17 protein-coding genes are annotated in these 21,682 nt (G+C 63.1%); 11 read left to right on the top strand and 6 right to left on the bottom strand.

Annotation, left to right across the window (positions count from 1 at the left end; genetic code table 11):
• Positions 1-131 precede the first annotated feature (131 nt).
• Both QCE63_RS22680 and QCE63_RS22675 read left to right on the top strand, forming a co-directional pair.
• Entirely contained in the window at positions 132-4,097 is a 3,966-nt protein-coding gene (locus QCE63_RS22680) for a response regulator (protein WP_309836148.1), read from the top strand.
• A gap of 1 nt (position 4,098) precedes the next feature.
• The gene (locus QCE63_RS22675; RefSeq protein ID WP_309836145.1) at positions 4,099-5,136 is read left to right on the top strand and encodes a diguanylate cyclase domain-containing protein; all 1,038 of its coding nucleotides are present in this window, start codon (positions 4,099-4,101) and stop codon (positions 5,134-5,136) included.
• Here the strand turns inward: QCE63_RS22675 and QCE63_RS22670 are convergent.
• Complete coding sequence (locus tag QCE63_RS22670) at positions 5,094-5,960, bottom strand: response regulator (RefSeq protein ID WP_404990167.1); 867 nt, start codon at positions 5,958-5,960, stop codon at positions 5,094-5,096. The two genes, QCE63_RS22675 and QCE63_RS22670, sit on opposite strands and share 43 nt — an antisense overlap.
• A gap of 443 nt (positions 5,961-6,403) precedes the next feature.
• Between QCE63_RS22670 and QCE63_RS22665 the strand changes: the two genes are divergently transcribed.
• Positions 6,404-7,777, top strand: a complete 1,374-nt coding sequence (locus QCE63_RS22665; protein ID WP_309836143.1) for a sigma 54-interacting transcriptional regulator — start codon at positions 6,404-6,406, stop codon at positions 7,775-7,777.
• Positions 7,778-8,124: 347 nt separating this feature from the next.
• The gene (locus QCE63_RS22660; RefSeq protein ID WP_309836142.1) at positions 8,125-9,489 is read left to right on the top strand and encodes an MATE family efflux transporter; all 1,365 of its coding nucleotides are present in this window, start codon (positions 8,125-8,127) and stop codon (positions 9,487-9,489) included.
• Here QCE63_RS22660 and QCE63_RS22655 read toward each other — a convergent pair.
• A complete protein-coding gene (locus QCE63_RS22655) occupies positions 9,450-10,670 on the bottom strand; it encodes an acyltransferase (protein ID WP_309836140.1) in 1,221 nt (406 codons plus the stop codon). The genes QCE63_RS22660 and QCE63_RS22655 overlap by 40 nt on opposite strands.
• 686 nt (positions 10,671-11,356) lie before the next feature.
• Between QCE63_RS22655 and QCE63_RS22650 the strand changes: the two genes are divergently transcribed.
• On the top strand, positions 11,357-12,262 hold the full coding sequence (locus QCE63_RS22650; RefSeq protein ID WP_309836139.1) for a phytanoyl-CoA dioxygenase family protein: 906 nt from the start codon (positions 11,357-11,359) through the stop codon (positions 12,260-12,262).
• Positions 12,263-12,281: 19 nt separating this feature from the next.
• Here the strand turns inward: QCE63_RS22650 and QCE63_RS22645 are convergent, their stop codons facing one another.
• Positions 12,282-13,460 (bottom strand): alpha/beta fold hydrolase, encoded by a 1,179-nt coding sequence (locus QCE63_RS22645; protein ID WP_309836138.1) that lies wholly within the window; start codon positions 13,458-13,460, stop codon positions 12,282-12,284.
• A gap of 23 nt (positions 13,461-13,483) precedes the next feature.
• On the bottom strand, positions 13,484-14,365 hold the full coding sequence (locus QCE63_RS22640) for a LysR family transcriptional regulator (protein ID WP_309836137.1): 882 nt from the start codon (positions 14,363-14,365) through the stop codon (positions 13,484-13,486).
• Positions 14,366-14,501: 136 nt separating this feature from the next.
• On the opposite strand from QCE63_RS22640, the gene QCE63_RS22635 reads away from it, so the two are divergent.
• The 4 genes from QCE63_RS22635 (at position 14,502) to QCE63_RS22620 (ending at position 18,046) form a co-directional block, all read left to right on the top strand.
• Positions 14,502-15,785 carry an MFS transporter gene (locus tag QCE63_RS22635; RefSeq protein WP_309836136.1) on the top strand — a complete coding sequence of 428 codons (1,284 nt, stop codon included), beginning with the start codon at positions 14,502-14,504 and terminating at the stop codon, positions 15,783-15,785.
• 6 nt (positions 15,786-15,791) lie between these two features.
• Positions 15,792-16,655 carry an amidohydrolase family protein gene (locus QCE63_RS22630; protein WP_309836135.1) on the top strand — a complete coding sequence of 288 codons (864 nt, stop codon included), beginning with the start codon at positions 15,792-15,794 and terminating at the stop codon, positions 16,653-16,655.
• Between the two features lie 108 nt (positions 16,656-16,763).
• Positions 16,764-17,645, top strand: a complete 882-nt coding sequence (locus tag QCE63_RS22625) for an oxaloacetate decarboxylase (protein WP_309836134.1) — start codon at positions 16,764-16,766, stop codon at positions 17,643-17,645.
• Between the two features lie 107 nt (positions 17,646-17,752).
• Entirely contained in the window at positions 17,753-18,046 is a 294-nt protein-coding gene (locus tag QCE63_RS22620) for a DUF1330 domain-containing protein (RefSeq protein WP_309815970.1), read from the top strand.
• A gap of 41 nt (positions 18,047-18,087) precedes the next feature.
• Here QCE63_RS22620 and QCE63_RS22615 read toward each other — a convergent pair whose 3' ends face one another.
• A complete protein-coding gene (locus tag QCE63_RS22615; RefSeq protein ID WP_309837301.1) occupies positions 18,088-18,810 on the bottom strand; it encodes a haloacid dehalogenase type II in 723 nt (240 codons plus the stop codon).
• Positions 18,811-19,002: 192 nt separating this feature from the next.
• Between QCE63_RS22615 and QCE63_RS22610 the strand changes: the two genes are divergently transcribed.
• Both QCE63_RS22610 and QCE63_RS22605 read left to right on the top strand, forming a co-directional pair.
• The gene (locus QCE63_RS22610) at positions 19,003-19,713 is read left to right on the top strand and encodes an SDR family oxidoreductase (protein WP_309836133.1); all 711 of its coding nucleotides are present in this window, start codon (positions 19,003-19,005) and stop codon (positions 19,711-19,713) included.
• Positions 19,714-19,751: 38 nt separating this feature from the next.
• Positions 19,752-19,988 carry a 4-oxalocrotonate tautomerase family protein gene (locus QCE63_RS22605; RefSeq protein WP_309836132.1) on the top strand — a complete coding sequence of 79 codons (237 nt, stop codon included), beginning with the start codon at positions 19,752-19,754 and terminating at the stop codon, positions 19,986-19,988.
• Positions 19,989-20,005: 17 nt separating this feature from the next.
• Here the strand turns inward: QCE63_RS22605 and treA are convergent, their stop codons facing one another.
• Entirely contained in the window at positions 20,006-21,586 is a 1,581-nt protein-coding gene (gene treA / locus QCE63_RS22600; protein ID WP_404990166.1) for an alpha,alpha-trehalase TreA, read from the bottom strand.
• Between the last annotated feature and the right edge of the window lie 96 nt (positions 21,587-21,682).

Genomic DNA, 21,682 nt, shown 5'->3' with positions numbered 1-21,682 from the left:
GCCTGAACAGCCGCGCAACGCCCCGGCCGGCGCGCCAGCCGGCCATCTGCGAAGGGCGCGATAAGATACGGCAGCCTTCGGTCCTTGCGCCCCGGCGTGCCCTTTGCCACGCTCACTCGGAGATAAACGGCTTGTTCAGTCCCGGTCGTCATTCGCTCACATCCAGGATGACGGTGTTCATCGTCGCGGTCTGCGTGCTGCTGATCGGCACCGACGTGTGGCGCAGTCTCGCCGCGCGTCGCGCCCAGCTCGACGAGATGACAACCGCCACGTCCAACCTCGCGCGCGCGATGGCGCAGCACGCCAACGACACCTTCAGGCAAGCCGATGTCACGCTGCTCGGCATGGTGGAACGCGTCGAGGAGGACGGCACCGGCCCCGAGTCGCTGGCGCGCCTGCATCGCTCGCTCGTCGCGCGGGTCGAGCAGTTGCCGCAGTTGAACGGCCTCTTCATCTACGACAAGAGTGGCGCCTGGATCGTCAACTCCCAACCGGTGCTCGATCAACGCTTCAACAACTCCGACCGCGAGTATTTCGAATACCACCGCACGCATACGGATCAGGGAACGCATATCGGCGTGCCGGTGCAGAGCCGTTCGACAGGCAAATGGATCGTGCCGGTGTCCCGCCGCATCGATGCGCCCGATGGCAGCTTTGCGGGCGTGGCGCTGGCGACGCTCAACGTGACCTTCTTCTCGAGCTTCTACGAAAGCCTGGATCTCGGCGAGGACGGCGCGGCCGTGCTCGTGCTGAACTCCGGCGCGATGGTCGTGCGCCGTCCGTTCGAGGACCGTTTCGTCGGCAAGAACGTGGTCGACACGACGTTGTTCCGCGCGCACCTCGAACAAGGCCGCTCGGGTGTCTTCACGATCAGCTCGTCGCAGGACCACATCACGCGCCTGAACAGTTTCCGCGAGTTGCCGGACTATCCGCTGTTCGTCGCGGCAGCGCTGTCGCGCGACGAGATCATCGCGCCATGGTGGCGCGACACCCTCTGGCATGCCGCCGTCACCGGGATGCTGGCGCTCGTGCTGGCCCTGTTCGGCTCGACCCTCGTGCGCCAGATCAACGCACGCACGCGCGCCGAGCAGGAACTGGCGCGCAGTCTCGCCACCACGCGCACCGTGCTCGACACGGCGATCAACCCGATCATCACCGTCGACGAGCGCGGCGCGATCCGCTCCTTCAATTCCGCCGGCGAACGGGTGTTTGGTTACGCGGCGAGCGAGATCATCGGGCAGAACATCCGCGTGCTCGTGCCGCCGCCTCATCTCGACGCGTATAACGAATACATAGTGCAATTCAAGGGCACGTCGGGCGTCGCGACGGCCGAATGCGAGCTCTCCGGATTGCGCAAGGACGGCACTTCGTTCCCGGCGCATGTATCGACCGGCGCGATGCGCCTCGATGGTGCTTTGCATTTTGTATCTGTCATTACCGATATCTCGCGGCAAAAGAAGGAGCGCGGCGAACTCGCCGATGCGCGCGACCAGTTGCTGCTTGCCGCCGACATCGCCGAACTGGGCATCTGGTCGTGGGATCTCGCCACCGACAAGCTGCACTGGAACGCGCGCATGTTCGACATCTATCAATACCCGCCGCAACTGCAGGACAACGGCCTGCATTTCGAACACTGGCGCCGCCGCATCCATGCCGAGGATGTCGAGAGCATCGATGCCGGCCTGCGCGCCGTGGCCGCAGGTGATGCCGATGCCCTGCCGCCATTCCGCATCGTCCTGCCCGACGGCACCACGCGCCGCATCCAGAGCGGGCTGCGCACGCAACGCGATGCCGAAGGCAAGCCCCTGAGCATGACGGGCGTGAACTACGACATCACGGACCAATACGAACTCGAGTTCCATCTGCGCAACGCGAAGGAACAGGCCGATGCCGCCAGCGCGGCAAAGTCCTCGTTCCTCGCGAACATGAGTCACGAAATCCGCACGCCGATGAATGCGGTGCTCGGCATGCTGCATCTGGTGCAGTCCACCGCGCTCAATCTGCGGCAGCAGGACTACATCGGCAAGGCCGAAATGGCGGCCCGGTCACTGCTGAACCTGCTCAACGACATCCTCGATTATTCGAAGATCGAAGCCGGCAAGCTGCAATTGGACAATCACCCGTTCGAGCCGGAGAAACTGCTGGAGGAACTGGGCGTCGTACTGTCCGGGAATCAGGGCGCGAAAGATGTCGAAGTGCTGTTCGATCTCGACCCTGCCGTGCCCGACATGCTGATCGGCGACGGCTTCCGGCTGCAACAGGTGCTCATCAATCTGGCGGGCAATGCGCTCAAGTTCACGTCGAGCGGCGAGATCGTCGTCAGCATGCATCTTCTCGACAGGTCGCGCGACGCGGCCGGCGAAACAGCGCGCGTGCGCATCTCGGTGAGCGACAGCGGCATCGGCATCAGCGAGGAGCAGATGGAGCGCATCTTCGAAGGCTTCACGCAGGCCGAAGCTTCGACCTCGCGACGCTATGGCGGCTCGGGACTCGGGCTCGTCATCTGCACGCGCCTCATCGGCATGATGGGTGGCCGGATCGAAGTCGAAAGCCGTGTCGGCGAAGGCAGCCGCTTCTGGTTCGATATCACGCTCGGTGTCGAGCGCGCGGTTGTACCGCTGCGTGACGAAAGCCCGGTCTTCGAACATGGTGCGCGCATCCTGATCGCCGACGACAACGCAATCGCCCGCGAAATCCTCTCGCGCACGGTGCGTGCACTGGGCTGGCAGGCCGACGTGGTCACGAGCGGCATCGAGGCAGTGGAGCGTATCGGCGAGGCCGCGCGCGGCCCCACGCCCTATGACATCGCCTTGCTCGACTGGCGCATGCCGGGCCTCGACGGCCTGAACGCCGCCCGGCTCATCGGCACGATGACAGGCAGCGCTCCGCCGCCGCAAGTGCTGCTCGTCACGGCATTTGGCCGCGAGACCTTGCGTGAATCGCAGGAGGAAGGCACGGCGCCCTTCGCTGGCTTCCTCACGAAGCCCGTCACGCCGAAGCAACTCGTCAACGCAATTCGCGCGGCACTGCCCGGACCGGAAGGCACGCGACCGGCCCGTGCGCCGGCGCGTCGTGATGCCGCAAGCGCGCAGCGCCTCGCGGGCATGAAGCTGCTGGTGGTCGAAGACAACGCGCTCAACCGTCAGGTCGCCGAAGGCCTGCTGCGCGCCGAGGGCGCGCACGTCACGCTGGCGGAAGGCGGACGTAAAGGCGTGGAGCGCGTGTGCGCGGGCGATATGCCGTTCGACGCGGTGTTGATGGACGTGCAGATGCCCGATCTCGACGGGCTGGAGGCCACGCGGTTGATTCGCACCGACAGTCGCTTCGACGCGCTGCCGATCATCGCGATGACCGCGAATGCATCCGGCGCGGATCGCGAGCGTTGCCTGGAAGCGGGCATGAACGATCATGTCGGCAAGCCGATCGACGTGGAGCGGCTCGTCGCCGTGCTGCGCGCGCAGGCGCACACTGAAGCGGCGAGCGGATCGGACGCGGGATCGATGATCGAAGCACGCGCCTCGATCATCGCGCGGTTCGGCGGCAATCTGGATCTGATCCATCAAGTAGTCGGCGACTTCGGCGCGCAAGCCGAAGCGCAACTGGCCCTTCTGGCCGGAAGGCTCGCCGATCACGACGCGAACGGCGCCGCCTCGGTCCTGCACGCCATCAAGGGCAGCGCGGGCACGGTGGGCGCCATGGCGCTCGCGCAGCTTGCGAGCCAGTTCGAAAGCGATCTTCTGCACCGCGATGACCACGACCGCGCGCTCGCCTCGATCCGCTCCGGACTTCCACGCATGCAGCATTTGCTCGCATCGAGTGTCGATCAACTGACGCAGGCATTCGAGCACGCGACGCCGCCGTCACAGGAACCCGCACAGCCCCAATCGCTCGACGAGCAAGACTGGCGCGCGCGTCTGACGGCCATCGTGAACTTGCTCGAAGCATCGAACCTGCAGGCCATCGCGCTCTCGGAGAACCTGTCGGCCCATGCGCCCAACGGGCAGCGCGAGGACTTCGAGCATTTCCTCGCGCGCGTCAGGGCGCTCGACTTCGAGCGTGCGTCGAAGATCGCGCGCGACATGCTGGAGCAGGTCTGACATGGAAGCGCTGCTGCAAACCTGGCTGCTGCATGCGAACCGTCGTCCGAAGCTCCTGATCGCCGACGACCAGCCGCTCAACATTCGCGTGCTCTACGAGTTGCTGCACGACGATTGCGATATCTTCATGGCGACAAGCGGCGCGCAGGCACTTCAGCTATGTCAGACCGAAACGCCGGACCTGATCCTGCTCGATGTCGTCATGGACGATCTCGACGGACACGAAGTCTGCCGCCGCCTCAAGGCCGATCCGCTCACGCGCGACGTACCCGTTATCTTCATCACGTCGCAGGATCGCGCGGACGATGAAGTCAAGGCGCTCGAACTGGGCGCCGTCGACTTCATCAGCAAGCCGATCAACCCGGTGGTCACGAGGGCGCGCGTGCGCACGCATCTGACCATCAAGTTCCAGGGCGACCTGCTGCGCGCCAGCGCCCTGCTCGACGGACTCACGGGCGTGTCCAACCGCCGCAAGTTCGATGAAGACCTGCACGCCGACTGGCGCCAATGCGCGCGCGAAGAGACTTCGCTTGCTTTGCTGATGGTGGACGTGGACTGCTTCAAGCGCTTCAACGACCACTACGGTCATCTGGCCGGCGACGCCTGTCTCAAGGCCATCGCGAAGGCGCTGGCGGATGCGCTGCGCCGCCCCTACGACAAGCTTGCGCGTTATGGCGGCGAGGAGTTCGCCTGTCTGCTGCCGAACACCGATCTCGCAGGCGCGCAATGCATAGCGCAACGCATCGTCGATGGCGTGCGTGCGCTCGACATCGGCCATGCTTCATCGGACGTGGAGACGCGCGTGACGATTTCCGTCGGCGTGGCGTGCATGCGGCCAGCGCGCGGCAGCACGCCCGACATGCTGCTCAAGGCCGCCGACGATGCGCTCTATGACGCGAAACGCGCGGGACGCGCGCGCTTCGCCGTGGCGGCACAGGCGGCACAGGCGACACAGGCGACACAGGCGACACAGGCGACACAGGCGACGATCGTGGCTCAGCTGCCGCGCGGGTCGCGCACGTACACGGGAAACGGATGAACGCTCGCACCCGCCGACGCCTCCAACGCCGCACGCAGCGCTTCACGCGCACGACGGGCAGAAGCGAGCGCCGCACGCACGCGCGCTTGCAGCACCGCGGGCTTCGCGGGTTTCGCGATGACATCGGCCGCGCCTGCATCGAGCGTTCGGCGTTCGGTGTCGGCGTCGCAGGCATCGGCGAGCACGATGAGCGGCACCAGCGGATTCGGCGCAAGCAAGGCGCGGACGGTCTGTTCGAGCGCTTCCGTTTCGCCGGGTGCGTTGCTGCAACGGGAATCGAGCACGATGGCGTCCGGTTCGCCGCGCGCGATGAGATTCAGCGCGGCCTCGCGATCCGTGAGGACATCGAGCGCACCGAGCGCTTCGAGCGCATCACGTTGTGCCAGCGCCGTATCGTTGCCGAGGATGCCCAGCAAGCGCACACCTGGCCCCGCCGCCGAAGCCGATGCCTGCGCATTCGCTTCATGCGCGCGGGCCCGCATGTGCAGCGCGCGGTCCGTCAAGCGCAGTTGCGCGCGCACGCGTGCCTGCAAACGCGAGGCGACCAGCGGCTTGATGACGTAATCGGATGCGCCCATGTTGAAGGCATCGACTTCGAGCGCCGGCGCATCGTGACTCGTGACGAAGATCACGGGCACGCGCGACAGCTTCGCGTCGTGCTTGAGGATTTCGCACACGTCGAAGCCGGTCATGGTCGGCAGATTGGCGTCCAGCAGGATCAGGTCCGGCGTGGATTCGCGCGCCAGGGCCAGCGCGGCCTCGCCGGTGGTGGCGAAGCGTTGATCGGGACATTCCGCGAGCATCTCGCCGATGATGCGAATCATCGCCGGGTCGTCGTCCACGAGAAGCAAGCGCGGCTGAAAGACGGAAGGAGAGTTTTCGGCTGTGTCCATATTTCGCGGGAAATTCGTCAGACGATAAACATTGATGAACTTTACGCCTGCTTTGTGCAGCCCGCAAACGCAAATTGCGGCAACCTGATAATTATCTGATATTTCGTGGGCCGCCAAATTTTATTCACGGGTGAGCCGCGCGGCAGTCGGCGAACTGCGCCATCACTACGGCATCTTCGCCATGGCGGCAGCCATTGGCTGCAAGGCTTGCCCGCTACGAACGTACGTATAGCAATAAATGCCTTGCATTTATTAATCGGAATCCGCCGACCAATGCAAACATTCAAATTCTGCTTATCGTTTGCGAGGCGTGTCGTCACGATGCATTCCAATGCATACTTGCTTCTGCATATATAAGAACGGGAACAACAGCCATGCACGGGGAAACTAGAACGCTCTATTACGCAGGCCGCACGGTATCGGAAGAACTCTCCGAGCGGTTGCATGCACGTGGCTGGACCATCGAACGCATTGATCCGGCCAAGCCGTCCAAAGCCTCGAAGCAAGGCAAGCGTGCGGCGGCGGGCATCGTCGATCTGACCCGACGCGGCTTCGCAAACGAACCCGCGCTCCTGAGCGAAATGCTCGCCGCCTACCAGGTGGGCTGGGTGGCGACGGTCGATGCCGATTACGTCGAAAGCCCTGAGATCTGCCGCCTCATCCGCGACTTCTGCTTCGACTATGTGACCGTGCCGTCGGCGGCGGATCGTCTGGTCGATGCCGTGGGGCACGCGTACGGCATGGTGTCGCTGCACGACAATGCGTCCCGCGACATCCGCAAGGACGACTGCATGGAAGGCGACATGGTGGGCTCGTGCGACGCCATGATGGCGTTGTATCGCTCGGTCCGCAAAGTCGCGATGACCGACGCGCCCGTGTTCATCTCCGGCGAATCCGGCACCGGCAAGGAACTCACGGCCGTGGCGATTCATGAGCGTTCCGTGCGGCGCGAACAGCCTTTCGTGGCGATCAACTGCGGCGCCATTCCGCCGCACCTGCTGCAATCCGAACTCTTCGGCTATGAGCGCGGCGCCTTTACCGGTGCGAATCAACGCAAGATCGGCCGGGTAGAAGCGGCTGACGGCGGCACGCTCTTCCTCGATGAAATCGGCGACTTGCCGCTCGAGAGCCAGGCCAGCCTGCTGCGCTTCCTGCAGGAACGCAAGATCGAACGGCTCGGCGGGCAGGACTCGACGGACGTCGACGTGCGCATCATTTCGGCCACGCACGTCGACATGCAGGCCGCGATGATCGAAGGACGTTTTCGCGCGGACCTGTATCACCGTCTGTGCGTGCTGCAGATCGACGAGCCGCCGTTGCGCGTGCGCGGCAAGGATATCGAACTGCTGGCGAACCATATGCTCGAACGGTTTCGCAAGGATGCGAGCCGTCGCCTGCGCGGCTTCTCCCCCTGTGCGATCGCAGCGCTCCATAACTACGGCTGGCCCGGCAATGTGCGCGAGCTGATCAATCGCGTGCGCCGTGCCATCGTCATGTCGGAAGGACGCCAGATTCTCGCCAGCGACCTCGAACTCGGCGAGTATGCCGAGGCCGCGCCAATGACACTCGCACAGGCGCGCGAAGGCGCCGAGCGGCAGGCCATTGAAGTGGCCTTGCTGCGCCATCGGGGACGTCTGGGGGAAGCCGCCGACGAACTGGGCATCTCGCGCGTCACGCTGTATCGGATGCTGACAGCGTATGGCTTGCGCGACAAACCCGACCGGCCGATGGAAGCGTCGGGAAGCTGACTTGCACATTACTCGCTGGTTGAATACTGCATGCGAATCATGATTCGGTTACGCCTGTCTTCAGGGACGTCTTGAGGAACCTCTTCTTTCGCGCTGCGCTCGAATGCCTGCATCGTCACCGATGCAAAATGAATTTCATATTCGGCATGCAAGATGCAATCGCGCATGTCCTGTTGCTGTCGAGCCCGCTGGCGTGATCTCGCGCCGCCAGAACGCGTGGCGCAGTCCTGTCGCCCGAAAGGCCTCCGCTTGCGCCCGCCGTGCCATGTCATTGCCTCGCCGCGCATGACCGAAAGGTCGCGTGCTCCGCTTGACGCACCCCGCGAGTCACGTCTGGTCATGTTGTCATGCATTCGTCAAACGATTCCCTGTTCCGGCAGTTCACAAAGCTCGCCGTTCCGACGGTGCTCGCTGCATGGGTTTATTGCATGCATTCGGTTATCAGCGGCATTTTCATCGGACGATACATCGGCGCCGATGCGCTGGCCGCGCTGAATCTGCTGGTTCCCCTGCTCTATTTGCCTTATGCATTCAGTGTGATGATCGGCGTGGGCGGCTCCACGCTCGTCGCACGACTGCTCGGCGAACAGCGCGAACGCGAAGCAGCCGAAGCCTTCACCCAGGCGCTATGGCTGCTAGGCGCGTGCGGCGCGGGTTTCGCGCTGGCGATTCTCCTGCACGCCGATACCTTCGTGCGCCTGACCGGCGCGCGCGGCGATCTGGCCGTGCTCGCGACGCAATTCCTGCATGCCTATGCGCCCTTCGTACTGTTTCCCACCGCCTGCTATGCGCTCGAACTCTTCCTGCGCATCGAGGGCGCGGCGAAGTTCGGTCTCGCCTGCCTGATCGCGGGCGGTATCGCCGATGTCGCGCTGACCTGGTGGATGGTCGGTCATCTGCAATGGGGCATGCGCGGCGCGGCCTGGGCATCAGGGCTCAGTCAGGCGCTGGCGTGCGTGCCGATGTTCGCGTATCACGTCGTCCGCGCGCGCCGCGTGCGTCCTGTCGCGCGGGCTTTCGCAGCGCCAGGACATGCGTGGCGCATGGCGTATAACGGCGCGTCGGAGTTCCTGGGCGAGATCGCGCCCAGCGTCACGATCTTCGCCTTCAATCACGCGATATTGCGTGCGCTCGGCGATACCGGGCTGGTCGCGTTCGCGGTCGTCGAGTACGTGACGATGATCGCCGCGGTCACGATGGTCGCACTGGTGCAAAGCATGCAGCCGATCGTGAGCTTCCAGCGCGGTGCAGGCAATGCACAAGCGGTATCACGCGCGTTCAGCACCGGGCTCGTCGTCACTGCCGGCTTCGCGGTGCTTGCCGCGCTCGCCTGCCTGGCGCTTGCCCAACCGCTCGGCGCCCTCTTCGTACCCAATGACTCCGCTGCGCAAGCGCTGTTGCATCAGGCCTTGCCATGGTGCGCACTGGCCTTCGTGCCCGCCGCGATCAACGTCGCGATCAGCGGCTACCTGACTGCCATCGAGGCGCCGCTCGCATCGATGCTCGTGGCGCTCATGCGCAGCTGGCTGCTGTTGCTCGCGATGTTATGGCTATTGACCGCATGGCTCGGTCCGCGCGGCATCTGGATGACCGTCGCACTCACTGAAGCCATCACGCTCGTGGCGAGTATCGCGTTGTATCGGCTAAGGGGGCGCCGGGTGTCTGTCACGAGCTATTTCGACGCTGATGCCGGGGCTTCACGCGTCAGGTGAAAGCGCCGGTCGACGCTTGCCAGCAGGCGTCGGCACAATCGCGTGGCGCGTCCCTGGATCAGCCGGTCCGACGCGCGCGACAGCGCATAGGAGACGGCCAGGACGCCGACCAGCGTCGTGCCGAACAGCGCAATGGACGTCTCGCCATTCTTCTGCCCGAAGACGCGATCGAAAAAATGGAACGTCAGGTAGACGCAGATGAAGTGCCATAGATAAATGCCATAGCTTTCGCGTCCCAGAGCGGCGGCGCAACGCCGTAATCCCGCGAAACGCTCGCGAGAGGCGGTGCGCGGCGTGCCCCGCTGCCTGCGTGCCTGCTGCGAACACACGAACAGCAGGAACGCCACCGCGCTGCACGCTGCTGCGATGGGTGCAAGCGCATGCGCCTTGTCGAACCAGACGCCGAGCGCGCCCGTCACGAGCGCGAAGGCAATGGCGAGCGCAAAGTAAATCAGGCACACGCGCCGGGTGACAGCGGACGCCCCCAGCAGATGCGAGCGGAACGCATACCATGCCCACATGCCGACGATGAAGCACGGCCCCTGCACCGGTGGCCAGAAATAGCCGAAGGTATTGTTGGCGACATTGCATTCGAGCGTGCCGTGACATTCGCTCATCGACATCACGCCGAGTGATATGGCCAGCAAGACGACCGTGGCCAGCATCAAGCGCGTGCGGTCCACTGCGACGAAGAACAGCAGCGGCGCAATCAGGTAGAACAGCATTTCGACGCCGATCGACCAGCCTCCCGGCACGACGTTATTGATGGCCGTCGGCGAGAGCGCATGCAGGAACACCAGGTTAAGGAGGATATCCATCGGGCCATGCGCGCCGAGTATCCACGCGCGCTCGATGCCTGATTGTGTCGCACCGTAACTGATGAGCCCATAGACGGCGATGGCCGCGTAATACAGCGGCGCGATACGAAAGAAGCGCTTGATGTAGAAGCGCAGCGTGACATGACGCGCATCGGCGCAGCGCGCGTGATCCACTTCGAGCGTCATGAAGATCGTGATCGCGCTGATCACGAAGAACAGTTGCACGCCGTACTGCCCCATCCGTGCGATCGACGTCACGGTTCCAGGCAAATTGGGAAACTGAAACGACAGGTGTACGCCGACCACCCCGACGATCGCGAGCGCCCGTCCAGCGTCGAGCGCGGCAACACGTCCCTTTTCCATCCATCCTCCTCGCGGTTCGTTCCGACCTCCAAAAACTTGACAGGCCGCGAGGCTCGTGGACACTAGCGCCCACGTCGTAGTTCCTACAAATCAGCGCATTTCCCGAGACTCTTACACGAAGAAACTTGATACACGTATGGATACAACTTCCGACTTTGCGAACCGGCGTGCATTGAGTTAATAAATTGAAAGCCGTTGATTTGCGTGGGTGGAAGTCAGTAACAACGTGAGGTTATCGACGCTCTAGCTATATGCCGCCGTGTCGTTCGGCAATATCCGACAAAGTAGGTTCGTTTAGTGCATTAGCCAACCAAACCACATTTCAGCAGGCACTGCTTTGAAAGCTTATCGTAGGTTTGTCTCGTTAGACTGTTGCTGAAGTTAGTGCAATCGCGCGCAAAGCATTCCGATTTCTTGACTAAACGAATGCAAGCCGGAAATTGTTGTTCGTCTTTCTTACGTTGCAGGAAACATCTACCGACACGACTGAAAGCTGTCTACTACAGCTTTTCGTCCTTTGTCGCGTCGAAAAAAGTTGAAAAATAAAGCGGCAGTTTTTATGCCGGGTTTCAGGGGCCAGGGCGGCGTACTGTGCGATACCGAACGGTACGTTAATTTGTGTGCTGTTCCACTGACCGGATTTTATAAACCGGCAGAGGAAACTTTTGAGCGGGGCGACAAGGGAGATGACAACACTATCCCAATCGCAGTGCGGGAACTTCTGGAAGGACGGCTTTCTCCGTCTGGAAAACGTCGCGACGCACGCGGAACTCAAAACCTTGCGCAGTGTGGGTGACCGCCTGCTGCGCGAAAAGGCGGGATTCAACGAAGGCTTGCTCTTCGACTTCTACCCTGAAGGTGAAGGGCCGGAAAAGCCGAAGCTCGCCCAGTTGCATCACCCTTCGCATTTCGAGCGCAGCCTGCTCGAAATGGACCTGGCACGGCGCGCGCAGCGTGTGGCAATGCAGTTGCTCGGACCGAAGGCGCGCTTCGTCAGCGACAGCTTTTTCCACAAGCCGTCGCATACCGAGGCCGTCACGCCCTGGCATCAGGACGAGGCGTTCACGGATCCGCGCATCGAACACCGTGAAGTGAACTTCTGGTTCCCGCTGCAACCGGTGTCGCTCGAGAATGGCTGCATGCAGTTCATTCCCGGATCGCACCTGGGTCCAGTCTTGCCGCATGGGCCGATTGGCGGAGACCCCACCACGCACGGACTCGAATGCACGGCGGGTTTCGAAAGCAAGGAAGCGGTGATCTGCCCATTGCAGCTCGGCGATTGCACGATTCATGGCGGGCGCACGCTGCACTTCGCCGGTCCCAATCCATCCGATGCGCCGCGCTACGCCTATTCGATGGTATTCGGCTTGCCCAGGCGGGCATCTAGCGAAGTACGCACGTTCCCCTGGAACGACAACCGGAAACTGTCGCGCGACCAGCGCGTACATGAATCACGGCGCGCCCAGGGCTCCTTCTGGCCTTACCTGTATCGCAAGGTCAAGGAGTTCGACTACACCAATCCGTATGAGTGGCGGCTCGGTGCACATCGCGTTGCGCGCCTCATCAAGAAGGGACGCACGCCCGCGAAGTGATGCAGCCAGGGCACGCCTGCTAGAACGCCGGCGCGTCCTGTCTCAGGAAACGCAGGATACGGCTGGCCACGGTGGCCGGCTGTTCCTGCTGCACCCAGTGTCCTGCCCCTTCAATCAGATGCGCGGCGCGAAAGTTTCGGCAGGCCAGCAGGCGCATCGCATCGAAGTCGCCGGGACGCTGATAGACGCCCCAGTCGCTGCTCCCCGCGATGAAACACGCAGGGACATCGATGGTCGCGCCCGACCACGTCCGCAACGCGGCCGCCTGCTGCGCATCCGTACCGCAGCGATACCAGTTCAATCCGCCTTGAAAGCCAGTGCGCGCGTATTCGTTCGCATAGATCTCCAGATCGCTGTTCGTGAGCCACGCGCATGACGCGGACTGCTCTTCGCCCGGCCCATGTTCGGCGACCGTCGCGGGCATCGTGGCGTCGGCGTTCATCACGTAGTAGGTCGGCAGCAAGGCAAGCTGGTCTGCCGTGACGCCATCGAGCGCATGCGGCCGATTGCCCGCCCAGTCCGCGCTCTTGACATGGAAGTAAGAGCGCAGGAACGCGGCGAGTCCTTGCGGCGCATGCCGCATGTCGTGGTCCGCCTGCGGACCCGAGAAATACCATTGATAGTGCTTGCGCGGCGGATCGAGCAAGGCGAGTCCGTCGACGGCGTCCTTCATCAATGCGGCCGTCACGTCGATGCGCGCTCGCGACGGATCGTCCTGCGCGGTATCGAAAGCGAATGCGGGCGGTCCGGCAAACGGCGCGCTCATCATCACCACCGAGGCGAACACATCCGGCCGTATCACCCCGCACCATGCCGCCACGGGCGAGCCGAAATCATGGCCGACCACCGCCGCGACCCGGCGGTAACCGAGCGCCGAGATCAGCCCGAGCACATCGCTCACGAGATTCGGAAAGCCGTAGCGGGTGAGATCGGCATCGAAGGACGTGTCGGCGCCTGTGGTCCTGCCATAACCTCGCTGGTCGGGCGCGATGACGTGATAGCCCGCCGCGGCCAGGGGCAGCATCACTTTGCGCCAGCTATACGCCAGTTCGGGAAAGCCATGCAGCAGGACGATACACGGCCGGTCCGGCGCATCGAAGCCGGCCTCGAGAACATGCATCGACAGGCCATTGCCGTTGTCGACGTAGCGTGCGCGAATGCCTTCGGGTAGAGGTAGATCGTTCAACGGGTGGCTCATTTCACTATCGCTTTGAATTGAATTCATCCTTCGAGCAGCGCGGCGAAGCGGTCTGCGAGCGTGGGACGCGAACGCATCGGCCAGATTGCACTCAGCTCGAAGGGCGGCAGGTTATCTCCGTCGCGCACGTCGCAGAAGCGCACGCCCGCGAATTGCAACGCCGTCACCGACTGCGGCAGCAACGATGCACCGCATCCCGCCGCGACGCAAGCGAGCACGGTCAGGGAGCGGTTCGCGTCCTGCACGACATTTGCCTCGCAGCCAGCCTGGCGAAATGCACTCAAAATGCCGGCGCGCACCACAGGCAATTGATCGCCGGGAAACCACACGAGACCCGCGTCAGAAAGGTCCTTGAGGCCGACCTTGCCGTCCTCGCCGGTACCAAAAGATTGCGGCAGCACCGCAAGCAGCCGCTCGCGGACGATCAGCTTTTCGCGCATCCGACCGCCGACCGCAACCGGTGTATGCAAAAGACCAATATCGATCGACCCTTTTTCCAGCGCGCTGGCCTGTTCCGCGTTGCTCATCTCCTTGAGCATCAGCTCGACATTGGGCACTTCGGCGCGCAGCGCGGCAATGGCGCGCGGCAGAAGACTGAACAGCGCGGCGGAAGCAAAGCCGATGGTCAGGCGGCCGCCGCGCTGCGCGCCGATCTCCCTGGCGCGATGCGAAGCGGCCTCGATGCGCGCCACGCTCAGGCGCACATCTTCGACGATGGCTTCCCCCGCCGGCGTCAACTGCGCGCCGCGCCGCGTGCGTGAGAACAGCTTGACGCCCAGATCGCGCTCCATGCGCGACAAAGCCTGACTCAATGCAGGCTGGGCAATGTCGAGCGCTTCGGCGGCGCGCGTCACGCTGCCCGCATCGGCGACGGCAAGAAAGTATTTGAGGTTGCGAGTCTCCATGCCGCGAGCATATCAAAATGCAATGAAAAACGAACATATCCATAGTATGCGGAGCGAACATTGGTTTTTAGAATGCACGGGCAAACTGCATTCATTGATACAAAAGGCGGACGCGAATCCGCGCAGGAGACAAGACATGAACTGGTACCGAGAGGTTTCCACAGCCGAAAAGCGCACGCTGTGGGGATGCTTCGCCGGCTGGGCGCTGGACGGCGTCGACACGCAGGTCTTCAGCCTCGTCATTCCGACACTCATCGCGACCTGGGGAATCGGCAAGGGCCAGGCGGGACTGATCGGCGGCGCGACGCTCGTGGCGGGCGCGCTCGGCGGCCTGATGGCGGGCGTGCTGTCTGACCGCATCGGCCGCGTCAAGGCGCTGCAAGTCACCGTGCTCTGGTTTTCTGTATTCACTTTCCTGAGCGCCTTCGCGCAGAACTTCGAGCAGCTACTCGTCCTCAAGTCGCTGCAAGGACTTGGCTTCGGCGGCGAATGGACGGCCGGCGCGGTCTTGCTCGGCGAGACGATTCGCGCGGAACATCGCGGCAAGGCCATGGGCATCGTGCAAAGCGCCTGGGGTTTCGGTTGGGCGGGGGCGGTGCTGCTCTACATGATCGTGTTCTCGTGGGTCTCGCCGGAATGGGCCTGGCGCGTCCTGTTCGCCATCGGCCTGATTCCCGCGCTGCTCGTGATCTACATGCGGCGCAACATCGTCGAGCCGCCCCGCGCCGCCCTGTCGGTTGAAGCCGGCGAGGTTCGCCCGCAAGGCATCGTCGAGATTCTCGCCGGCATCTTTCATCCATCGGTGCTGCGCACGACGATCGTCGGAGGACTGATCGGGGTGGGCGCGCATGGCGGCTACCACGCGATCACCACATGGCTGCCCACCTATCTGAAAACGGAACGCCATCTGTCCGTGCTGGGCACGGGAGGCTATCTCGCGGTGGTGATCTCGGCGTTCATCGTCGGCTGCTTCGTCAGCGCGTGGCTGCAGGACAAGATCGGCCGCCGCAGGAACGTGATCTTCTTCGCGGTCTGCTGCGCCGTCACGGTCAACGTCTATGTGTTCCTGCCCATCGGCGATCTAGCGATGCTGATCCTGAGCTTTCCGCTCGGGCTGTTCTCCGCCGGCATTCCGGCCACGCTCGGCGCGCTGTTCAACGAGTTGTACCCGCAAGGCGTGCGCGGCACGGGCGTGGGCTTCTGCTACAACTTCGGACGCGTGGTGTCCGCAGTGTTTCCGGTGCTCGTTGGACACATGGGCAACTCGATGCCGATTGGACAGGCACTCGGCATCGATGCGGGCATCGCCTATGGGCTCGTGGTCATCGCTGCGTTGCTGCTGCCGGAGACCCGAGGCCGCCGCATCGCTGCGGATGCCGCACAGGGCGCATCGCGCGAACGTTCGCCCAACCATGTCTGACACGCCATGACGCAATTACTCGATACCAGAAACGAGCAGTGGCTCGACACAATGCACGCTCCGATCGAAGCGATCGACAGTCATGCGCACGTCTTCGTGCGCGGCCTGCCGCTCGCGCCGCATCGCCGTCATGCACCCGACTACGACGCGACCCTCGATGCCTACGCGACGCACTTGCGCGCCAACGGCGTCTCGCACGGCGTGCTCGTGCAGCCCAGTTTTCTCGGCACGGACAATGCTTTCTTTCTCGATGTGCTGCAACGCTATCCGCAACGCTTTCGCGGCGTGGCCGTCATCGATCCCGCGATCAGCGACACCGCGTTGCATCGGCTTGCCGAACAGGGCGTCGTGGGCATGCGCTTGAATCTGATCGAACTGGCGTTGCCGGATGTGCGGGCGGCGCACTGGCGCAGCCTGTTCGAACGCGTCAACGCGCTGGGCTGGCATGTCGAGATCCATCGCAACGCCATCGATCTGCCGCTGCTCATCGCGCCGCTGCTCGAACAGCGCTGCACCGTGGTGATCGATCATTTCGGCCGTCCCGACCCCGCGCATGGCGCCGCCGATCCGGGCTTCCGCTATCTGCTGACGACAGCATCGAGCGGCAAGGTATGGGTAAAGTTATCGGCGGCCTATCGCAATGTCATGGGTGACAACGGCACGGCGCTTGGCCAGACACTTGCCGCCGCCTTGCTCGATGCCTTCGGGCCCGAGCGGCTCGTGTGGGGCAGCGACTGGCCGCATACGCAACATCGCAGCCTGATCGGATACGATGACTCGCGCGCCGCGCTGGACCGCTGGATTCCAGACACCGCACAGCGCACGGCAGTCATCCGCGACTCGGCGCGCACACTGTTTCGTTTCGATTAATACGAACGAGGAACGAGCGAAGGCGAGCATTGAGGCGACGCCCGCGTTAGCATGGCAAACGCCGGGCGCATCGAAACGCCCCATTCCACTTTTTTTCGGAACCCTGCCATGTCGACATCTTCTTCCCGCCGCCGCGCCGCCTTCCGTGAACTGGTCGAGGCACGGCGCGGACTGCTGCTGCCCGGCGCCTTCAACGCAATGAGCGCACGCGTCGTGGCGGACCTGGGATTTGAAGCGATCTACATCACGGGCGCCGGCGTGACGAACATGTCGCTCGGCATGCCGGATCTCGGCTTCGTCGGCCTCGCGGAAATTGCTGAACATACGGCGCGCATTCGCGATGCCGTCGATCTGCCGCTCCTCGTCGATGCCGACACCGGTTTCGGCAATGCCCTCAACGTGCGCCATACGGTGCGCACGCTCGAACGCGCGGGCGCCGATGCCATCCAGCTCGAAGATCAGGTGATGCCGAAGAAATGCGGGCATTTCGCCGGCAAGGCCGTGGTGTCGACGAGCGAAATGGTCGGCAAGATCCACGCTGCGGTGGATGCGCGCGAGGACGATAACTTCCAGATCATTGCCCGCACCGATGCCTGCGCTGTCGAAGGCTTCGATGCGGCAATCGAGCGTGCGCGCGCCTTCGTGGAAGCAGGGGCCGATATCCTCTTCGTCGAGGCGATCGAAACGCCGGAGCAGATCGCATCGCTGCCCAAGCTGCTCGATGCACCGCAGTTGATCAACATCGTGATCGGCGGCAAGACGCCGGTGACGGACCGCGCCGATCTTCAGCAGCTCGGCTTCAGCCTCGTGCTGTATGCGAATGCGGCATTGCAAGGCGCGGTACACGGCATGCAGAACGCGCTGGGCGCGTTGAAGTCGCAAGGCCGGCTCGATGAAGACCCCGCGGTCGTCGCGCCGTTTGCGGAGCGTCAAAGACTCGTGAACAAACCGCTCTTCGACGAACTCGACCGCAAGTACGCCGCCGATTGATCGCCCGATTATTTGCTATGCTGGCCGCCGCAACCGGATGCTCGCGCGCTTGACGCATGGCGTCCGCCTCGCGGCGCCAGCGCGCCGTTCAAACCACGGAGATACAGATGGCAAAAGGTTATTGGGTCAGCGTGTACAAGACGATCATGAAGCCCGAGCAGGCTGCGGAATACGCGAAGCTCGCCACCCAGGCCATCAAGGAAGGCGGCGGCCGTCCGCTGGTTCGCGGCGTCGCGGCTCTGGCGCAAGGCGAAGGCGCGCTCGAACGCACGGTCGTGGTCGAGTACGATTCGCTTGAAGCCGCCATGGCCGCCTACAACAGCGATACCTACAAGGAAGCGCTGCGCGTGCTCGGCGACGCCGTGGTGCGTGATTTCCGCATCGTCGAAGGCGCGGCCTGATTCATCGTTAAGCCTCATTATCCGGCCGATGTCCGCCGCGCTCATGCGCCGACGGCATCGGCCAGTTCGTTCATGTCGTTCACCACGACATCCCAGTCGCTTTCGGCTTTCAGGTCGCTTGTCTGACCGGGACCGTGCTCCAGCGGCCGGGCGATGAACGCCGTCTTCAGCCCACATTGCCTCGCCGCCGCAAGATCGTTGTTGTGCGCCGCGACAAGACAGATCTCGGCGGGCGCAAGCATCAGCACTTCAGCCGTGCGCCAATAAGCCTCGGCCGCCGGTTTGTAGATCTGCGCGATTTCAGCACCGAGGATCGCATCCCACGGCAAGCCCGCGCGCTTCGCCATATCCACCATTAACCTGATATTGCCGTTCGAAAGCGGCGCGATGATATGGCGCGCCTTCAATCGCAGCAAGCCCGGCACTGAATCCGGCCACGGATCGAGACGATGCCATGCAAGGTTGAGATCATCCAGGGCGTCAGACGGAACCGCGTTCGCATCGATGCCGAACTCAGGCAGCAAATCCACCAGATTCTCGCGATGCAGCACGTCCAGACGGACGAACGGCCGCTCCCCGCCGATCACCCGGCGCATGGCGGGCACATAGCGGCTGCGCCAGGCATCGGCGAAGACTTCAGGCCGCGCGCCTGGAGGCCCGTGGCGCTTCAGGAAGGCATCGGCCTCGCGCGTCACGCCGCCGCGCCAGTCCACCACCGTACCGAATACATCGAAAACGAAAGCTTTCACCTGGGACAAGCTCACCGGAATGCTCCCTTTTGAATGTTGAATTTTGAATTTTGTATGAACGGTCATGCCGAACCATTTGTTCCTGCAACGCAAGACTGAAAGTCCACCGCGTGTGTACGCAACGAACTTCGAAGCGCCTAAATTACAAGCCATCGGAGCCAACGGTCCGATCCGCAACAGGCCCCAGTTCTCTTATCGAGGTTCATTATGAGCAATGCGCAAAAAATCGTTATCGTGACGGGTGCGTCGCAAGGCATCGGCGCAGAAATCGTCAAGGCATTCCGCGCGCAAGGTCATGCCGTGGTCGCCACAGCACGTTCCATCCAGCAGGCCGACGATCCCAACATCATTGCCGTCCCGGGCGACATCGGCGAACGCGCTACCGCTCAGCGCGTGGTGGACGCGGCGATCGAGAACTTCGGCCGCATCGATACGCTGATCAACAACGCCGGCATCTTCATCGCCAAGCCGTTCACGCAATACACGCTGGAAGATTATGCAACGATGCTGAATGTGAACCTGAACGGGTTCTTCCATGTCACGCAGCTTGCCATCGAACAGATGGAGAAGAATCATATCGGGCATGTGCTCAACATCACGACCAGCCTCGTCGATCACGCGGTGAACGGCGTGCCCTCGGTGCTCGCCTCGCTGACCAAGGGCGGCTTGAATGCCGCGACCAAGTCGCTTGCCATCGAGTACGCGAAGTCCGGCATTCGCGCCAACGCGGTCTCGCCCGGCATCATCAAGTCGCCCATGCACGCACCCGACACGCACGAAGCGCTCGGCAAACTGCATCCGGTGGGACGCATGGGCGAAATGAGCGACATCGCCGGGGCGGTCCTGTATCTCGACAATGCGCCGTTCGTGACCGGAGAGATTCTCCACGTCGATGGCGGCCAGAGCGCGGGACATTGACGACCACGCGGGCCACCGTTGTTCAAAAGGAGCCACCCATGCCGATCGTAACCATTCAAGTGACGCGTGAAGGCAATACGCCGGGCACGAACGCCGTCACCGCCGATGAAAAAGCGCGGCTCATTCAAGGCGTGAGCCAGTTGCTGCTCGACGTATTGAACAAGCCGCTGGACGCCACCTTTGTCGTGATCGAGGAAGTGGACATGGACAACTGGGGCGTGGGCGGCTTGCCAGTGCAGGCGTATCGCCGGCAGAAGCAGGCCGGGCCGGGCTGACGCCCCCGTCGATCGCGCTATTGCCCTGGCGCGTAGAGGTCGAGGAACTTGAGCGTCACGCCGTTGGTCCAGCCGAAGCCGTCCTGCAACGGATATTCGCCGCCGCCACCGCCGCCCGTGCCCTCGCCTTCGACGACATACTTCTCGACGAGCTTCTGCTGCATCGAGTAGACGTTGTTCACGTCCGCGAGGAAGCGCGTGCCGATAGGCCGCGCGAGATCGCCGCGCCCATAGCGCCGGAGCCCTTGCACTGCGATCCAGTGCAAGGGCGCCCAGCCGTTCGGCGCGTCCCATTGCTGTGACGTATTGAAGGTGGTGGTGGTGAGGCCGCCCGGCTTGAGCAAGGTCGTGGCGACGGTATGCGCTGTCTTCTGCGCACGATCCGGCCATGCCGCGCCCGCGAACAAGGGATACAGCATGGCTGCCGACGGATTGTTGCGTGGCTGTCCGAGCCTCCAGTCATAATCGCTGTAATAGCCGTTGTCGTTCCACAAATATGTGTTGATGGCTATTGCCCGCTTCGCCGCGCGCCCGATGTATTCGCCGACGCAGCCGAAGTCACGCACCTCGCCGCAGCCGATGGCAATCGTCGTTTCGAGGTGGAACATCAGGCTGTTGAGATCGACGGGAAGGATGGAGGTGGTGCGGATGGTGGCGAGCGTCATGTTGTCGCCGAACCAGCGCGAGCTGAAGTCCCAGCCGCTCTCGGCTGCCGCCCGCAGGTCCCGATAGACTTCATTGGGCGGACGACTGCTCGCCTGCTTCGCCGTGGTCACGTCTTCCAGATAGGACTCGTCGCGCGGCGTGTCGCGTTCGTCCCAGTAGCGGTTGAGCACCGTCCGGTCGGGCAGCATCACGACATTGCGTTTCGCTTCGCCTGGTTGCAGTGAACGCGCGCCTTTCATCCAGTACTCATGCTCGCGGCGCAGCTGCGGCAAATACTTCTGATACACGCGCCCGCCTTCCTTCTGCGCGGCGAGTTCCACCATGTACGAGAAAAACGGCGGCTGCGAACGGCTCACATAGTAGGTGCGATTGCCGTTGGGAATATGGCCGATCGTATCGATCAGATACGCGAAGTTATCCAGCATGTCGTCGACCAGATCCTCGCGGCCCGCTTCCTGCAGGCCCAGCATCGTGAAATAGGTGTCCCAATAGTAACCTTCACGGAAACGCCCGCCCGGCACGACATATGACTTGGGCAACGGGATCAGCGAACTGTTCGGCGGCACGTTCGCTGTCGTCGTCAGGCGCGTGAGTTGCGGCCAGAGCCAGTCGATGTGATCGCGCAACGACTGCCCCGGTGGCGGCGTAATGCTCTGGTCCGTGGGCGGCGTGAAGTATTGCGCGACGAACGCCTTGAGGTCGAATCCCGGCGTGGACATCTGCGTGTGATAGGCCTGCAGGATCTGCGCGGGATCCATCTTCGGAATGGCATCGACGAAGGTCTTCTGGTCGGGATAGACGCCCTGCGTCTGCACCGCGACGAACAGATCGCCATAAAGCTCGCTCGGCGGCGGGGGCAACACATAGCCGCTGGTAGCGTCGGCATGAGCCGCACTCGCGGCGATGCTCAGGAACAGCCAGACGCCGAGCATCCGGCATGTGCTTGCTCGTAATGTCGCTGTGGATTTACGCAATGACACGTCAGACCCTGCGCTATGCGGAGACAGTGCGATCATGCTCCCTCCTTC

The sequence above is a fragment of the Caballeronia sp. LZ065 genome, from assembly GCF_031450975.1.
GTDB lineage: Bacteria > Pseudomonadota > Gammaproteobacteria > Burkholderiales > Burkholderiaceae > Caballeronia.
This window is presented reverse-complemented; position numbering and strand designations above follow the sequence as displayed.

Excerpts from the sequence above, each read along its gene's own strand:
- QCE63_RS22670 (WP_404990167.1), bottom strand. The coding sequence starts at position 5,960 with ATGATTCGCATCATCGGCGAGATGCTCGCGGAATGTCCCGATCAACGC.
- QCE63_RS22650 (WP_309836139.1), top strand. The coding sequence starts at position 11,357 with ATGACAACACTATCCCAATCGCAGTGCGGGAACTTCTGGAAGGACGGC.
- QCE63_RS22645 (WP_309836138.1), bottom strand. The coding sequence starts at position 13,460 with ATGAGCCACCCGTTGAACGATCTACCTCTACCCGAAGGCATTCGCGCA.
- QCE63_RS22655 (WP_309836140.1), bottom strand. The coding sequence starts at position 10,670 with ATGGAAAAGGGACGTGTTGCCGCGCTCGACGCTGGACGGGCGCTCGCG.
- QCE63_RS22630 (WP_309836135.1), top strand. The coding sequence starts at position 15,792 with ATGACGCAATTACTCGATACCAGAAACGAGCAGTGGCTCGACACAATG.
- QCE63_RS22665 (WP_309836143.1), top strand. The coding sequence starts at position 6,404 with ATGCACGGGGAAACTAGAACGCTCTATTACGCAGGCCGCACGGTATCG.
- QCE63_RS22640 (WP_309836137.1), bottom strand. The coding sequence starts at position 14,365 with ATGGAGACTCGCAACCTCAAATACTTTCTTGCCGTCGCCGATGCGGGC.
- QCE63_RS22625 (WP_309836134.1), top strand. The coding sequence starts at position 16,764 with ATGTCGACATCTTCTTCCCGCCGCCGCGCCGCCTTCCGTGAACTGGTC.
- QCE63_RS22620 (WP_309815970.1), top strand. The coding sequence starts at position 17,753 with ATGGCAAAAGGTTATTGGGTCAGCGTGTACAAGACGATCATGAAGCCC.
- QCE63_RS22610 (WP_309836133.1), top strand. The coding sequence starts at position 19,003 with ATGAGCAATGCGCAAAAAATCGTTATCGTGACGGGTGCGTCGCAAGGC.
- QCE63_RS22660 (WP_309836142.1), top strand. The coding sequence starts at position 8,125 with ATGCATTCGTCAAACGATTCCCTGTTCCGGCAGTTCACAAAGCTCGCC.
- QCE63_RS22605 (WP_309836132.1), top strand. The coding sequence starts at position 19,752 with ATGCCGATCGTAACCATTCAAGTGACGCGTGAAGGCAATACGCCGGGC.
- QCE63_RS22635 (WP_309836136.1), top strand. The coding sequence starts at position 14,502 with ATGAACTGGTACCGAGAGGTTTCCACAGCCGAAAAGCGCACGCTGTGG.
- QCE63_RS22675 (WP_309836145.1), top strand. The coding sequence starts at position 4,099 with ATGGAAGCGCTGCTGCAAACCTGGCTGCTGCATGCGAACCGTCGTCCG.
- treA (WP_404990166.1), bottom strand. The coding sequence starts at position 21,586 with ATGCTCGGCGTCTGGCTGTTCCTGAGCATCGCCGCGAGTGCGGCTCAT.